The organism is Nonomuraea turkmeniaca (genome assembly GCF_005889735.1).
Taxonomy (GTDB): domain Bacteria; phylum Actinomycetota; class Actinomycetes; order Streptosporangiales; family Streptosporangiaceae; genus Nonomuraea; species Nonomuraea turkmeniaca.
In genome coordinates, this window is the sequence record NZ_VCKY01000002.1 from 88464 (window position 1) to 103744 (window position 15281).

The 15281-nt window shown below is 70.6% G+C and carries 12 protein-coding genes; 6 read left to right on the plus strand and 6 right to left on the minus strand.

Features of this window, described 5'->3' with window-relative positions; genetic code table 11:
• Window positions 1-71: 71 nt before the first annotated feature.
• Window positions 72-647 carry a helix-turn-helix domain-containing protein gene (locus tag ETD86_RS01130; RefSeq protein WP_138664173.1) on the minus strand — a complete coding sequence of 192 codons (576 nt, stop codon included), beginning with the start codon at window positions 645-647 and terminating at the stop codon, window positions 72-74.
• Between the two features lie 94 nt (window positions 648-741).
• Here ETD86_RS01130 and ETD86_RS01135 point away from each other — a divergent pair, with 94 nt between their 5' ends.
• Window positions 742-1575, plus strand: coding sequence for a DMT family transporter (locus ETD86_RS01135; protein ID WP_138664174.1), 834 nt, complete (start codon window positions 742-744; stop codon window positions 1573-1575).
• Between the two features lie 27 nt (window positions 1576-1602).
• Window positions 1603-2547 carry a sensor histidine kinase gene (locus tag ETD86_RS01140; protein WP_138664175.1) on the plus strand — a complete coding sequence of 315 codons (945 nt, stop codon included), beginning with the start codon at window positions 1603-1605 and terminating at the stop codon, window positions 2545-2547.
• On the opposite strand, the gene ETD86_RS01145 is transcribed toward ETD86_RS01140, so the two are convergent.
• Window positions 2544-3128, minus strand: a complete 585-nt coding sequence (locus ETD86_RS01145; protein ID WP_138664176.1) for a sigma-70 family RNA polymerase sigma factor — start codon at window positions 3126-3128, stop codon at window positions 2544-2546. The genes ETD86_RS01140 and ETD86_RS01145 overlap by 4 nt on opposite strands.
• 248 nt (window positions 3129-3376) lie before the next feature.
• Here ETD86_RS01145 and ETD86_RS01150 point away from each other — a divergent pair, with 248 nt between their 5' ends.
• Window positions 3377-4450, plus strand: coding sequence for a PLP-dependent cysteine synthase family protein (locus tag ETD86_RS01150; protein ID WP_138664177.1), 1074 nt, complete (start codon window positions 3377-3379; stop codon window positions 4448-4450).
• Here the strand turns inward: ETD86_RS01150 and ETD86_RS01155 are convergent.
• Entirely contained in the window at window positions 4447-5424 is a 978-nt protein-coding gene (locus ETD86_RS01155; RefSeq protein WP_138664178.1) for an ABC transporter substrate-binding protein, read from the minus strand. The genes ETD86_RS01150 and ETD86_RS01155 overlap by 4 nt on opposite strands.
• A gap of 103 nt (window positions 5425-5527) precedes the next feature.
• On the opposite strand from ETD86_RS01155, the gene ETD86_RS01160 reads away from it, so the two are divergent.
• The 3 genes from ETD86_RS01160 to ETD86_RS01170 are packed head-to-tail and all read left to right on the plus strand — an operon-like array spanning window position 5528 to window position 8436.
• Window positions 5528-6562: a FecCD family ABC transporter permease gene (locus ETD86_RS01160; RefSeq protein ID WP_170222813.1), complete on the plus strand. Its 1035-nt coding sequence runs from the start codon at window positions 5528-5530 to the stop codon at window positions 6560-6562.
• A 24-nt stretch (window positions 6563-6586) separates the two neighbouring features.
• Window positions 6587-7642 carry a FecCD family ABC transporter permease gene (locus ETD86_RS01165; RefSeq protein WP_138664180.1) on the plus strand — a complete coding sequence of 352 codons (1056 nt, stop codon included), beginning with the start codon at window positions 6587-6589 and terminating at the stop codon, window positions 7640-7642.
• A gap of 8 nt (window positions 7643-7650) precedes the next feature.
• A complete protein-coding gene (locus ETD86_RS01170) occupies window positions 7651-8436 on the plus strand; it encodes an ABC transporter ATP-binding protein (protein WP_138664181.1) in 786 nt (261 codons plus the stop codon).
• Here ETD86_RS01170 and ETD86_RS01175 read toward each other — a convergent pair.
• The 3 genes from ETD86_RS01175 to smc all read right to left on the minus strand — a co-directional run bounded on the left by ETD86_RS01175 (window position 8375) and on the right by smc (window position 15259).
• Window positions 8375-10096, minus strand: coding sequence for a tetratricopeptide repeat protein (locus tag ETD86_RS01175; protein ID WP_138664182.1), 1722 nt, complete (start codon window positions 10094-10096; stop codon window positions 8375-8377). The two genes, ETD86_RS01170 and ETD86_RS01175, sit on opposite strands and share 62 nt — an antisense overlap.
• 250 nt (window positions 10097-10346) lie before the next feature.
• Window positions 10347-11522 carry a signal recognition particle-docking protein FtsY gene (ftsY, locus tag ETD86_RS01180; protein ID WP_138664183.1) on the minus strand — a complete coding sequence of 392 codons (1176 nt, stop codon included), beginning with the start codon at window positions 11520-11522 and terminating at the stop codon, window positions 10347-10349.
• Window positions 11523-11575: 53 nt separating this feature from the next.
• Window positions 11576-15259 (minus strand): chromosome segregation protein SMC, encoded by a 3684-nt coding sequence (gene smc, locus ETD86_RS01185; protein ID WP_138664184.1) that lies wholly within the window; start codon window positions 15257-15259, stop codon window positions 11576-11578.
• Window positions 15260-15281 lie beyond the last annotated feature (22 nt).

Here is a 15281-nt window from a genome sequence, read left to right on the forward strand (position 1 = left end):
CAGGGATGTACCCAGCAACGGGCATGAGCCGTCCAAGATATGCCGTACGTGTAGGCCTCCCGAACGTGCCGTCACTGGTCATGTGTGTCGCGTGGCTCGGCGACCACCATGATGAGCCTGAGCTCCTCTTCGCCCCGGTTCGCGTACCGATGGGGCCGGTCGGCGGTGAAGAGCACCGCGTCGTCCGTGCCGATCACGTGAGTCTTGCCGTAGACGCTGAGCGTCAGCTCACCCTCCAGGACGGTGAGCATCTCGCGGGTGCCGGGCGGGTGCGCGTCGCCGTCGTGGTGCTCGCCCGGCGCCAGTCGCCAGTCCCACAGCTCGAGGATCATCGGCGTGTCCGCGCCGACGAGCAGCCGCGCCTGCACGTCGCCCTGGTGGAACGTGACCACGTCGGCCTTGTCCACGATGCGCACCATGGGCACGTCGGCCACCTCGACCAGCCGGGCCACGGTGACGCCCAGCGCGGAGGCGATCCGGGTGAGGGTGGAGACGCTCGGGTTCGTACGCCCCTGCTCCACCTGGACCAGCATGCCCCGGCTCACGCCTGATCTGGCGGCCAGCTGGTCCAGCGTCAGCCCTCGGTGCGAGCGCTGGAAACGAACGTTGTTGGCGATGGCCTGGTTGATCAGCGCGGGGTCCTCCACCAGTTCAGTCTAGTGATACCGATTTGCACTCTGTTGCACCTAATGTGTTGTACTACGTGTGCAACACATTGAACTGTCCCCAAGGAGGACAAGGGTGACCGCAGTGATCTTGGCGACCGCCTGCGCGGTGGTCTACGGGACGGCCGACTTCTTCGGCGGCCTGGCCACCCGACGGACACAGGTGCTGTCGGTCGTCGTGCTCTCGCAGCTGGCGGGGCTGGCGCTGATCCTCGGCCTGCTGCCGCTGCTGCCGGGGACCTTCAGCGATCGGGCGATCCTCTGGGGGCTGGCCGCCGGGCTGTCGGGCGCCGCCGGACTGGCACTGTTCTACCGGGCACTGGCCACCGGCGTCATGTCGGTGGTCGCGCCGACGACTGCGGTGACCTCGGCGGCCTTGCCGGTGGTGTTCGGGCTGGCGACGGGCGAGCGGCCCGGGTTCTGGGCGCTGGCCGGCGTGGTGCTGGCCCTGGGCTCGGTGCTCCTGGTCAGCCAGGACGGGTCCCCGGGCGGGCGCGCCTCGCTCGGGGCGCTGATGACCTCGCTGGCCGCCGGCGCCGGGTTCGGCGGGTTCTTCATCCTGCTCGCCATGGCGCCCGTCGACGGGGGTCTGTGGCCTCTGGTCGGGGCGCGGCTGTCCTCGGTGACCGCGGTGGCGCTGGTGGCGCTGGCCGCCCGGCGTTCGCTCCGGCCGCGGGCTGGTGCGCTGCGCATCATCGTGGCCGCGGGCGTGCTCGACATGGCGGCGAACGTGCTCTTCCTGCTCGCGCAGCGCGAGGGCCTGCTCAGCCTGGTCGCCGTGCTGGTGTCTCTCTACCCCGCCAGCACGCTGCTGCTGGCCAGGCAGGTGCTCGGGGAGCGGCTGAACACGATTCAGGTGACCGGTGTGGCATGCGCGCTCGGCGCGGTGGCCTTGATAGCCGTTGCGTAGCCCACCGGCGCTTGTTACGTTTCGCCCGTGCGCCCTGAGCGGGCACGTTTCGATGGCGAGGGTCTGCGGCACGTTGGCGTGCCTTACGACTCCGATGAGTCCTTTCTGGATCTCACCGTGCCCCGCGTGCGGGCCGCGCTCAACGAGGGCAGACGGGTCCTCGTGATCACCGGCGCGACCAAGCTCGCCCGGCTGGCCGACGCCCTGGGCCGCGACGCGGGACGCGTCGACACACGGGTCTCCACCTCCTGGTACGGCCACCCGTACCGCACGCTGGCCGCCTATCACGAGTACACGCGCGGGCGCCGTACTCTCGTGATCGGCGAGCCCAGCTGGGAGGGCAGGAGCGGCCGCGAGATCAGGGAGCTGATCCGCTACGAGTCCGTGGTCAACGCCGCGCTCAGCGCGGTCTCGGCCGTCATGTTGTGCATGTACGACCTCCGCAGGGTGCCGCCGGCCGTGCTGGCGTACAACGAGGTGAACCATCCCCTGCTGCTCGGCGCCCAAGGTGAGACGACGAGCACCCGTTTCGTCCCGCCCCACGAGCTGGTGCTCGACGATGACCACGCGCCGCTCCCCGAGCCGGGACCCGGCGCGGTGACCATCAGGTTCACCGGACGCGAGCTGCGGCGGCTGCGCCAGAGCGTCGGCGAGTACGCCAGGGCGGCGGGAATGGACCGCAACCACGTCACGTCGCTGGTCATCAGCGTCTCGGAGATCGCCGCGAACAGCATCGAGCACGGCGCCGGGTACGGCACGATCACGATGTGGGCGAGCGACGGTGAGCTGATCTGTGAGATCGCCGATCCCGGCGGCGCCCTCGACGACCCCTTACCCGGCTACATACCACCTGAGCCCGAATCCCCCAGGGGATACGGGCTCTGGATCAGTCGTCAGCTCTGCGATCTCGTGGAGCTGCGCACGGAAGGCGGCGTGTTACGCGTCCGCCTTCATCTGTCTATGGAGTCCTAGGCGGCACGCTGCGTCGGGACGCGGATCGCGCCCTCCTCGCGGGCGTACTCCTCCAGCATGCCGCGCAGCTGCCGGCGACCCCGGTGCAGGCGGGACATGACCGTGCCGATGGGCGTGCCCATGCGGTCAGCGATCTCCTTGTACGCGAACCCCTCGACGTCGGCCAGGTAGACGGCCACGCGGAAGTCCTCGGGCAGGGAGCGCAGGGCGTTCATCACGACGCTGTCGGGCAGCCGGTCGAGCGCTTCGTTCTCGGCCGACCGCAGCCCGGTCGAGCTGTGCGACTCGGCGGCGTGCAGCTGCCAGTCCTCGATCTCCTCGGCGGCGGACAGCTTCGGCGAGCGCTGCTTCTTCCGGTAGTCGTTGATGAAGTTGTTGGTCAGAATCCGGTGCAGCCACGCCTTGAGGTTGGTGCCCTCCCGGAACTGGTGGTACGACGTATATGCCTTCGCCACCGTCTCCTGCACCAGATCCTCCGCGTCAGCGGCGTTACGGGTGAGGCGCATGGCGGAGGCGAACAGCTGCGACGTCACGGGCACGACATCGCGCTCGAACCAGTCCTGACGCTGCTCATCGGTCATAGTGATCAAATCATTCCCCCTAGCGCTATCCCCCGTTTCGGCATAGGCCGCCTGACAGCGGTCCCATCATGGCAAGTCCCGGCTAAGGGACGCGTTAAAGAGGGTCCGCCTTGGTCAGAGGGGGTTTCCGTCCATCTGCTCGCGGCGTGTGTGGTCACGTCCACGGCCGGACAAGTCTCAGTATCATAACACTACCCACCCAAATTTGCAGTTCTAGTGGCCAACGTCACATGGGATAGCGTAAGGACATGGATTTCGTGGACCGTCACGATACGGGAACGCGCCGCTGGGTGGCGGAGGCGATACGCAAGGTCGAAGCCGACGCCAACCGCAGTTGCGACACACACCTGCACGTCTTTCCGCTGCCCTCGGACTGGGGTGTAAACCTCTACTTGAAAGACGAGTCGGTGCACCCGACCGGTTCACTCAAACATCGACTTGCCCGATCCCTCTTCCTGTACGGCCTGGCGAACGGGTGGATCGGCCCCACGACCACGATCGTCGAGGCGTCCAGCGGATCCACGGCCGTGAGTGAAGCCTACTTCGCCCGGCTGCTCGGCCTGCCCTTCATCGCCGTCATGCCGGCCTCCACGTCGCCGGAGAAGTGTCACCTCATCGAGTTCTACGGCGGGAAGTGTCATCTCGTGACGGACCCCGGCGCGATCTATGACGAATCTCATCGTCTCGCCACCGAGACCGGCGGCCACTTCATGGACCAGTTCACCTACGCGGAGCGGGCCACCGACTGGCGGGGCAACAACAACATCGCCGAGTCGATCTATTCCCAGATGTCCCTGGAGCCGTACCCCGAGCCCGCCTGGATCGTGGTCGGGGCCGGCACCGGCGGCACGTCGTCGACCATCGGCCGCTACATCCGCTACCGCCGCCACCCCACCCGCCTGGCCGTCGTCGACCCCGAAGGCTCGGCCTTCTACCCGAGCTGGATCTCCGGCGACACCTCCGTCACCGCGAAGGGCTCCCGCATCGAGGGCATCGGCCGCCCCCGCGTGGAACCCTCCTTCCAGCCGTCCGTCATCGACCGCATGATCGCCGTGCCCGACGCCCGCTCGATCGCCGCCATGCACTGGACCCGCGAGGTGACCGGCCTCGACGTCGGCGGCTCCACCGGCACCAACATGGCGGCCTGCGTGGAGCTGATCGACGAGATGCGGCGAACGGGCGAACAGGGCAGCATCGTCACGCTGATCTGCGACAGCGGGAACCGCTACAAGGGCACGTACGGCAACCCGGAGTGGCTCGCCGGCCGACGGCTGGACATCGAGCCACATCTGCGCGAGCTACGCGCCTGGATGCCTCGTTAGGCGGCCCTGGCCGGGTCCACGCCGAAGAACTCGGCGACGTCGTCCAGGATCGAGTGCGCGCCCTGGATACCCACCGCGGTCATCCACGTCAGGTCGGCGACGTCGTGCTTCTCGCCCTTGAGCTTGGCCCACAGCGGGTTGTCCAGGAACTTCTTCTTGGACTCCGCGACCGACGGGTCCTCGTAGGAGGAGACGAAGATGTGGTCGGCGTCCAGGTCCGGGATCCGCTCCTGGCTCACGTCCACCGCGATCGTGTCCTCAACGGTGGGCTGGCCGTCAGGGCGCGGGAAACCGACGTCCTTCATCACGATGCCGGAGTAGGACTTCTCCACGTAGAGCCGGACCGTGGGCTCACCGGCGAACCGCACGATGGAGATCGTCGGCAGCTCGCCCTCCTTCTCCTTGATCGACGCGCCGATCTTGGCGGCCCGGTCCTCGTACTCCTTGATCTTGGTGTCGGCGAGCTGCTCCTTGCCCAGGGCCTGACCCATGAGCCGGATGTTCTCCTTCCAGATGGCCCCGGTGGTCTCGCTGAAGACGGTCGGCGCGATCTTGGAAAGCTTGTCGTACAGCGCCTCGTGGCGGACCTTGGCCGAGACGATCAGGTCAGGCTTGAGTGCCATGATCTTCTCGAGGCTGGGCTCCTCCAGCGTGCCGACCGGGGTGGCCTCCTTGCCGTACTGCTCGGCGACGGTCCCCAGATAGTCGGGCAGCTTGTCGTCAAGTGAGCGGTACGTCGTGTGCCCCACCACAGGGGTCTCCAGCGTGAGGACCGCGTCCACGAAGCTCTGGTCGAGCGCGACCACCCGCTTCGGCTGGGCCGGGATCTTCGTCTCCCCCATCGCGTGCTTGATGGTGCGGAACGAGGCGTCCGCCGCGGAGGTGGTGGAAGTGGTGGCCGCGGGCTCGGCCGAGCCGCAGGCGGCGAGGCCCGCCACGAGGAGTGCGCCGACCAGCGCGCGCAACGGTCTCATGTGAAATCCCTTTCCCGAAAAAGTAAGGCAAACCTAAATTAGGTTAGCCCTGCCTAAGCTGGCATACTTCACCGGGATCGAGCAAACGCTGAGGAGGGACCGGGTGAGCGCAACCGCCGCCGCGCCGCGCCTCCAGGGCATTCGTCACCGCCGTTTCACCGTCTTGCTCACGCTCCTCGCCGCCGTGGCGGTGGCCGTGGTGCTGAGCATCACGATCGGCTCCAAGTCCGTCCCGCTCGCCGACGCCTGGGCCGCGCTGACCACGCCCACCGGCAGCGAGAACGACATCATTATCCGCTCGCTCCGCGTCCCGAGGACCGTCTTAGGAGTGCTCGCCGGCGTCGCGCTCGGCGTGGCCGGCGCGCTGATGCAGGGCCACACCCGCAACCCGCTCGCCGACCCGGGGCTGCTCGGCGTCACGCAGGGGGCGGCGTTCGCGATGGTGGCCTCGATCATCCTGCTCGGTGCGTCCAGCCTGCTCGTCTACATCTGGTTCGGGCTGGCGGGCGCGTTGGTCGCCAGCGTGGCGGTGTTCGCGCTCGGCATGGTGGGCGGCAGGGGCGGGCCCACGCCGGTCACGCTGGCGCTGGCCGGCACCGCGGTCAGCGCCATGTTGTACGCCCTCACCTCGGCCATCGTGCTCCTGGACGAGCAGGCCATGGACGTGTTCAGGTTCTGGCAGGCCGGCTCGATCGCGGCCAGGGGCGCCGACGTGGTCCGGCAGGTGCTGCCGTTCATCCTGGTCGGCCTGGTCCTGGCGATCCTCAACGCGCCCGGCCTGAACGCGCTCTCCCTCGGCGAGGACGTGGCCAGGAGCCTCGGCCAGAACATCGCCATGACCCGCACCATCGGCGTCGCCGCCGTCACCCTGCTGTCGGGCGCGGCAGTCGCCGCCTGCGGCTCGCTGTCGTTCGTCGGCCTGATCGTGCCCCACCTGGCCCGCCCGCTCTCCGGCACCGACCACCGGTGGCTGCTGCCGTACTCGGGGCTGATCGGCGCGGCGCTGCTGCTGCTCGCCGACGTGATCGGCCGCGTCGTCGCCCCGCCGGGCGAGCTGGAGGTCGGCGTGGTGCTCGCGCTGATCGGCGCCCCGTTCTTCGTGGCCCTGGTCCGCCGCAGGAAGCCGGTGCGGCTGTGATGACCGCTGTGTTGGGGCAATCTCATGCCGACTTCTGAGATCGCTGTCTCCCTCCGCGTCGGCACCCTGTCCTGGCGGCTACGCCTGCGCGGCGTCGCCATCACGGTGTTCGGTCTGGCCGTCCTCGCCCTGCTCATGGCTCTGAACATGCGCATCGGCGACATCGAGATGACCGTCGCCGAGGTGATCGCCGGCACCTTCGACCAGAACAGCCCCGCCCACTTCATCATCATGGAGTTGCGCCTGCCGCGCGCGCTGACCGGCGCCCTCGTCGGCGCCGCGCTCGCGCTGTCCGGCGCGATCATCCAGTCCATCGCCCGCAACCCGCTGGCCAGCCCCGAGATCCTCGGCGTCACCACCGGCGCCTCCGTCATGGTCGTGGCGGGCGTGGTGGCCAGCGGCAGCGTGTACGGCGGCACCAGCGGCCTGCTGGCCACCCTCGGCATCCCCGCGCTCTCCCTGCTCGGCGGCCTGATCGGCGCGGCCGTCGTGTACGGCCTGGCGTGGCGGCGCGGCCTGGACGGCTACCGCCTGGTCCTGGTCGGCATCGGTGTGGCCGCCGTCTTCACCAACGTCAAGTTCTGGCTCCTGACCGTAGGCGACGTCAACGACACCGCCCGCGCCATGGTCTGGATCAGCGGCTCGCTCAACGGCCGCGGCTGGGAGCACGTGATGCCCACGGCCCTCGCCCTTGCCGTGCTGGTGCCGCTGACCCTGCTCGGCACCCGCTCGCTCGACGCGCTGCGCTTCAGCGACGACACGGTCACCTCCCTGGGCGTGCGGACGAACCTGGCCCGCGCCCTGATGATCCTGGCCGCCGTGCTGCTGGCCGCCGTGGCCACCGCCTCGGCCGGGCCGATCGCGTTCGTGGCGCTCGCCTCGCCACAGATCGCGCTCCGGCTGGCCCGGTCCGGGCAGCCGCCGCTCCTGTGCTCGGCGGTCATCGGCGGCGTGCTCACCACGGCCGCCGACCTGATCGCCAGGACCGCGTTCTCCCCGCTCGAACTGCCCGTCGGCATCGTCACCGCCGTCCTGGGCGCCCCGTACTTGATCCACCTGATCTGGAGGGCCCGAAAGTGAGCCCGGAAGTGAGACTGCAGGCCACCGACGTCAAGCTCGGGTACGGGGACCGCATCGTCGTCGACGGGCTCGACCTGGGCGTCGAGGCGGGCACCGTGACCACGATCATCGGCCCGAACGGCTGCGGCAAGTCCACCCTGCTACGCGCGCTCGGCCGTCTGCTCAAGCCCCAGGGCGGCGAGGTCCTGCTGGACGGCAAGCGCATCGACAAGATCCCCACCCGCGAGGTGGCCAAGATCCTCGGCGTGCTCCCCCAGGCGCCCACCGCTCCCGAGGGGTTGACCGTGGCCGACCTGGTGGCCAGGGGCCGGCATCCGCACCAGACGTGGTATCGGCAGTGGTCTTCCGACGACGAGGGCGCGGTCGCGGCGGCGCTGGACATGACAGGCCTGGCCGACCTGGCCGAGCGGCCGCTGGACGAGCTGTCGGGCGGGCAGCGGCAGCGGGCGTGGATCTCCATGGCGCTGGCCCAGGGCACGGATCTGCTGCTGCTCGACGAGCCCACGACGTTCCTGGACCTGGCGCATCAGGTGGAGGTGCTGGAGCTCGTCCGGCACCTGCACCAGGAGGCGGGCCGCACGGTCGTCATGGTGCTGCACGACCTCAACCTGGCCGCCCGCTACGCCGACCGGCTGGTGGCCATGCGGTCCGGCAAGGTGATCGCGGTGGGCTCCCCGCACGAGGTGCTCACGGAGGAGCTGCTGGGCGAGGTGTTCGAGCTGGACGCCAAGGTCATCGAGGATCCTGTGGCGGGGACGCCGCTGGTCGTGCCGATCCGGCCGCGCTCCCACTGACGCGGTCAGCCCTGGCCAGCGCCTCCTCGACGTCCGCGTCGCCCGGGGCCAGCTCGGCGGCCCTGAGCAGGTCCTGCCTGGCCCGGTCCGGCCGGCCCACGGCTCGGTACACCACCGACCGGTTGAACAGCAGCTCGGCCGTCTCCTCCAGCTCCAGCGCCCGTGCCAGATCGGCCAGCGCCGCCTCGTGGTCGCCGTGCTCGAAGGCCAGCTCGGCCCGGCTCGCCCAGCCTGCCGCCAGGCCGGGATCCAACTCCAGCGCCCGGTCGAACGCGATGCGCGCCTCGGGGTGGCGGCCCTCGGCCAGCTCCACCTGTCCGAGCACACACAGCAGGTGGGGATCCTGCGGCGCGATCGCCAGCCCGCGTTCGACGTCCTGCCTGGCCAAAGCATGATCCCCGATCGCCACACAGAGACCGGCGCGATTGACGTACGCGGGCGCGAAGTCGGGATCGAGCTCCAGCGTATGATCCAGGTCGGCGCGGGCGCCCGTCAGATCGCCGGCGGCGAAGCGCAGCTCGGACCGGTTGTAGTACGCCTCGGGGAACGGGGGGCTCAGCCGCATGACGGCCTCGTAGTCGGCCAGCGCCTCCTCCGTCCTGCCTAACCTGTGCAGCAGGTTGCCCCGGTCGAGGTAGTAGTCGGGGTAGCCGGGATCGGCCTCGATGGCCCGCGTGTAGTCGGCCAGCGCCTCCTCCTCGCGGCCGGCCATGGCCAGGAGCTGGGCGCGGTTGGCGTGCAGCACGAGCCGGTGTATGGGGTGCTCGCCGGGCAGGTCCCGCTCGGCCAGGTCGATGGCCTGCTGCACGAGCTCCATTGCGGCGTCGTAGTGTCCTCTGCGTACCTCGACCAGGGCCTTGCCGTTGAGGTCGAAGCCGAGGTGGAAGGCTCGCTCACGCCGGTCGGGCAGGAGTGACGTGATCGTGATCGCCTCGTTGATCCAGGCCAGCGCCTGCTCGGGGTCACGCCGGTCGTGGTCGTGGTGGCGTACGAGGATCATCGCGGTGGCGTAGGCGGCGGTGGCGCGCTGCCGGGGATCGGTGCTCTCACGCCGGGCCCGGTCGTAGAGGTCGCGGGCCTCGTCCTCGCGTTCGATGGCCTCCAGGGCGGCGGCTACGCGCAGCAGGAGGGGCACGTTCTCCACGCCGCGCAACTCCACCAGGCCCGACTCCGCCATGGCGTGGTGGAAACCCTCGTCGCGATAACGGTCGAAGTCAGCGGGCAGCGGGCCCGCGCCGGGCGCGGACGGACCCTCCTCGATCCTGAGGAGCCCGGGGTCCAGCCGGCGCCGTAACACGGCGACGAGCTCGGCGTCGGTGTGGTCGGCCTCGCCGAGGTTCGTCACGATCAGCGTGAGCGCCCCGGTCCGGCTCAGATGGTCGCGGACGAACGCGGCAAGCCCGTTGGCGATCCTGAGGCTGCGCCGCGCGCCCGGCACGAGCACCCGCTGTGCCCTGGGCAGGTCGTCGGCCAGCGAGCGCCGTCGCGCCGGCACGGCGTCACGCAGGTGCGGCGCCGCCGCGCGGATCTCGATGTCGTGAGCGGCCACCAGGCCGGGCCGGCGCCGCAGCGCCTGCGGGACGAGGCGGTCGAGAAGGGCGGCGGCCAGCGTGTAAGGGCCGCCGACACGGCGGTCGGCATCGAGAACGATCGTGTCCACACGAACCTCCTAGGCACCGGCGCCCCCCGCGCGAGACGCCGGGCCGACGGTGTCAGGAGTGGTGTCTCGGCGCGGCCGCGGCCGTCGGCTTCACGGTCCCGGGCCTGTGGACAACGATCTTCTTCATGGGCGCCCTTTCCCTACTGCGATCATTGATGACCGATACATCTCAACACAGACATATGCGACCGATCACCATTTATCTGGTAAGGGCCATTCCCCTTGTCATTACCGCCCGTCCGGAAATCGATCACTCCCCCAGAATCGCGTCCACGAACACCTCCGGGTCGAACGGCGCCAGGTCGTCCGGCCCCTCACCGAGCCCCGCGAGCTTGACCGGGACGCCCAGCTCCCGCTGCACCGAGATCACGATGCCGCCCTTGGCGGTGCCGTCGAGCTTGGTCAGCGCGATGCCCGTGATGTTGACGACCTCGGCGAACACCTGAGCCTGGCGCATGCCGTTCTGGCCCGTGGTGGCGTCGAGGACGAGCAGCACCTCGTCCACCGTGGCCTTCTTCTCGATGACCCGCTTGACCTTGCCCAGCTCGTCCATGAGGCCGGTCTTGGTGTGCAGGCGGCCGGCGGTGTCGACGATGACGACGTCGACCTTCTCCTCGATGCCCTTGGCCACGGCGTCGAAGGCCACGGAGGCGGGGTCGCCGCCCTCGGGCCCGCGCACCGTGTCGGCGCCGACCCGCTCCCCCCAGGTCTGCAGCTGGTCGGCGGCCGCGGCGCGGAAGGTGTCCGCCGCGCCGAGCACGACCTTCTTTCCGTCGCCGATCAGGACACGGGCGAGCTTGCCTGTGGTGGTGGTCTTGCCGGTGCCGTTGACGCCCACGATGAGGAGCACCGCGGGCCGCTCGCCGTGCTTCTGGACGTGCAGCGTGCGGTCCAGATCGGGGTTGATCTGGGCGAGCAGCTGCTCGCGCAGCAGGCGGCGCACCTCCCCGGGCGTGCGGCTGCCCAGCACCTTGACCTTGGTGCGCAGCTCCTCCACGACGGCACGGGTCGGCGCGACGCCCACGTCGGCCGTGATCAGGCGCTCCTCGATCTCGTCCCAGACATCGTCGTCGAGCCGGTCTCGGGACAGCAGCTCCAGCAGGCCGCGCCCGAGCGCGCTCTGGGAACGCGCCAGCCGGGAGCGCAGCCGCACCATCCGGCCCGCGGACGGCGGCGGCACCTCGATCTCGGGCTTGACGACCATCGGCTCGGCCGGCTTCGCCGGCGGCGGCAGCGTGGTGGTCGCGCCCTCGCCCTCCTCGGCCGCCGCGGGCGGCCGCTCCGCCTCCTCGGGAAGGGGAGGCGCCTCAGGCGGCTTGACCGGCGGGGGCGCCTTGCGGCCCGGCCTGAAGAGCAGGAAGAGGCTGCCGGCCGCCAGCAGGGCGACGACGGCCACGATCACGATGACGGCGAGATAACCTTCCACAAGATGTCAGTTTTCCAGATCGTCCGGCATGGTCATGCACAAGACCACACCGATCAGGCGGACTCGCGCTCCCGAAGCCGCTGGCTGACGACCTGCGTCACGCCGTCGCCGCGCATCGACACGCCGTAGAGCGCGTCGGCGATCTCCATCGTGCGCTTGTTGTGGGTGATGACGATCAACTGCGAGCTCTGCCGCAACTCCTCGAACAACGTCAGCAGCCGCTGCGTGTTCGTGTCGTCGAGCGCGGCCTCGACCTCGTCCATCACGTAGAACGGCGACGGCCGCGCCTTGAAGATCGAGATCAGGAACGCGACCGCCGTGAGCGACCGCTCCCCGCCCGACAGCAGCGACAGCCGCTTGACCTTCTTGCCCGGCGGCCGGGCCTCGACCTCGATGCCGGTGGTCAGCATGTCGGTGGGGTCGGTCAGCACCAGGCGGCCATCGCCTCCGGGGAACACCCTGGTGAAGATCTGCTCGAACTCGCGGGCCACGTCCTCGTACGCGGAGGAGAACATCTGCTCGACCCGGTCGTCGACCTCCTTGACCACGGTCAGCAGATCGCGCCTGGTCTTCTTGAGGTCCTCCAGCTGCGAGGTGAGGAAGGCGTGCCGCTCCTCCAGCGCCGCGAACTCCTCCAGCGCGAGCGGGTTGACCTTGCCCAGCTGGTTCATCTGCCGCTCGGCGGCCCTGGCCCGCTTCTCCTGCTCTTCGCGGACGTACGGGATCGGCGGGTCGCCGGGGACCGGGACCTCGGGGCCGTACTCGGAGATCAGGGCCTCGATCTCGACCCCGAACTCCTCCATCGCCCGCTGCTCCAGCTGCTCCAGCCGCAGGCGCTGCTCGGTGCGGGCCACCTCGCTGCCGTGCACGCGGTTGACCAGCTTGTCCAGCTCCTGGCCGAGCTCGCGGACGCGCAGGCGCACCTGCTTGAGCTCTGCGTCGACGGCCACCCTGGCCAGATCGGCCTCGTCGCGCTCCCTGGCCGCGAGCCCGACGGACTCGGACAGGGCCCTGAGCACGTGCTTGGCGCCCTTGCTGACCGACTCGGCCACCGCCGCCTGCCGCCTGCGCCTGGCGCGCTGAGCGGCCGCCTGGGCGCGTTCGTGGCGCTCGCGCTGTGCGGCCCGGATCAGGCCGTCGGCGCGGCCCTCGATGCCCTTGACGCGTTCCTCGGCGGTGCGCACCTGGAGCCGGGTGTCCATCTCGCGCTGCCTGGCGACCTCGCAGCCGCTCGCCAGCTCGTCGCGCTGGTCGGTGGTGGGCTCGGACTCCAGCTCCTGGGCGTATTCGGCCTCGGCCAGGCGGACCTCCAGCTCGGCCAGCTCCTCCTGGCCCTCGGCGCGGGCCTCCTCGGCCTTGGTGACGCTGCCCGCCAGCCGCTCGGCCTCGGCACGCGCGGCATCGGCGGCGGCCTCGAGCTGGGCCAAACGCTGGGCCGCCGCGGCAGTACGCTGGTCGGCCTCCCGCTGGCGGGCCCTGACCTGGTCCAGCGTGCCCTGGGCGGCGCTCACGCCGGCCTGGGCGGTGGTGACGGCGGTCTGGGCCTCGTTCACCCGCGCCTGAGCGGCCTCCAGCGCCGCCTGAGCACGCTGCTCCTGGGCGAAGGCCTCGTCCAGGGCCTCTGCGGTCTCCTCGGCCCTGGCCTCGGCCTGCTCCAGGTCCCTGACGGCCTCGTCGAGCGCGGCCCGCACCTGCAGCACGGAGGTGCCACCCTCGGACCCGCCGCCGGCCAGGTGCGCCCCGACGACGTCGCCTGCCCGGGTGACGGCTTGGAGCGCGGGATGGCCCTCGACGAGCGCCCGTGCGGCCTCCAGATCCTCCACGACCACGACGTCCTTGAGCACGTGGTCCAGGGAGGGGCGCAGGTGGTCGGGAACGGTGACCAGGTCGGCGGCCCACTGACCGCCCTCAGGCGCCGTCGTGCGGGGGTGCCCGCCGCCGCCGTCTCCGTCCTGTGCCACCAGGAGTGTCGCCTGGCCCTTGCCGCCGGTGCGCAGAAGCTCCAGCGCCTCGACGGCCGTGTCCAGGGTCTTGACCGCGATGGCCTCGGCGACAGGTCCCAGGACGGCGGCCACCGCCGGCTCGGCCCCGGGAGTGACCTGCATCGAGGCGGCCAGCGGGCCGAGCACCCCGGCCAGGTCCGCGTCCAGCAGCGCCGCGCCGCCGTCGCCCTTGGCCAGGCCCAGCTCCAGCGCGTCCCGGCGGGCGGCCAGGGCGGCGACCGACCGCTGGGCCTCCTGGTCGGCGGACCGGGCGGTCCCGACCCCCGACTTGGCGGCCTGAAGCGCGGCACGCGGCGTGTCCAGCGCGGACTTGGCCTCCTCCGCCGCGACCCTGGCCTCGTCGGCCACGACCTTGGCCTCCTCGACCAGGGACTGAGCCATGGCCAGCTCCTCGGCCAGCGCGGGATCGACGGCGGGCTCCTCCTCCCGCCGGGCCTCGAGGTCCTCCCTGGCCTGCCGCTCGCGTTCGGCCGCGTCGGCCACGGCCTGCTGGAGCCGCCCGATCTCCTCCTCGGCGGCTCTTGCCCGGCTCCGTACGGAATCGACCTGGCCACGCAGCTTGGCCAGACCTTCGCGGCGGTCGGCGGCGGCCCTGGCGGCCAGCGCGAGCCGCTGCTCCTCGGCGCTCAGCTCGGCCTCGGCGTCGGCCCGCCGCTGCACGGCCTCCTCCAGCAGCTCCTGCGCGTGCTCCAGCTCGGCCTTGAGCACAAGCTCCTGCTCGCGTACGTCGGCCGCCTCGCGTTCGAGGTCCTCGGGGTCCCGGCCGCGGCGCTCGATGGCGGCGGCGTCCAGCGCGTGCCGGTGCCGCTCGGCGGCGAGTTGCTCCAGGCCGGTGATGCGCTCACGCAGCGACGAGAGCCTGAAGTACGTCTCCTGCGCGGCCGCCAGCCGGGGCTGGGCCTCGGCCTCGGCCGTCTCCAGCACCCCCTCGCGCTGCTGGGCCTCGGCCAGCTCCGCCTCCACCTGGTTGCGCCTGGCCATGATCGCGGCCTCGTCGGCGGCCTCGCGCTCCAGCGTCGACCGCAGGATGCCGAGGTCGTCGGCCAGCAGCCGCAGCCTGGCGTCCCGCAGATCGGCCTGGATGACGGCGGCCTTGCGGGCGATCTCCGCCTGCCGGCCGAGAGGCTTGAGCTGACGGCGCAGCTCGGTGGCGAGGTCCTGGACGCGGGTCAGGTTGGCCTGCATGGCGTCCAGCTTGCGCAGCGCCTTTTCCTTGCGCTTGCGGTGCTTGAGCACGCCGGCGGCCTCTTCGATGAACGCCCGCCGGTCCTCGGGCCCCGCGTGCAGGACGGCGTCGAGCTGGCCCTGCCCGACGATCACGTGCATCTCGCGGCCGATGCCCGAGTCGGACAGCAGCTCCTGGATGTCGAGGAGGCGGCAGGTGTCGCCGTTGATCGCGTATTCGCTCTGCCCCGACCTGAACATCAGCCGGCTGATCGTGACCTCGGTGTAGTCGATCGGCAGCGCGCCGTCGGTGTTGTCGATGGTCAGCGTCACCTCGGCGCGCCCGAGCGGCGGGCGGGACGAGGTGCCGGCGAAGATCACGTCCTCCATCTTGCCGCCGCGCAGCGACTTGGCGCTGTGCTCGCCCATCACCCAGGCCAGGGCGTCGACGACGTTGGACTTGCCGGAGCCGTTGGGGCCCACCACACAGGTGATGCCGGGCTCGAACCGCAGGGCGGTGGCGGAGGCGAACGACTTGAAGCCACGCAGGGTGAGGGTCTTCAAATACAAGAGACCCTCCTTCTCCCTGATC

What these genes read in the sequence shown, in the direction of transcription:
- ETD86_RS01145 (WP_138664176.1), bottom strand. Translation starts at nt 3,128, where the DNA reads ATGACCGATGAGCAGCGTCAGGACTGGTTCGAGCGCGATGTCGTGCCC.
- ETD86_RS01150 (WP_138664177.1), top strand. Translation starts at nt 3,377, where the DNA reads ATGGATTTCGTGGACCGTCACGATACGGGAACGCGCCGCTGGGTGGCG.
- ETD86_RS01155 (WP_138664178.1), bottom strand. Translation starts at nt 5,424, where the DNA reads ATGAGACCGTTGCGCGCGCTGGTCGGCGCACTCCTCGTGGCGGGCCTC.
- ETD86_RS01165 (WP_138664180.1), top strand. Translation starts at nt 6,587, where the DNA reads ATGCCGACTTCTGAGATCGCTGTCTCCCTCCGCGTCGGCACCCTGTCC.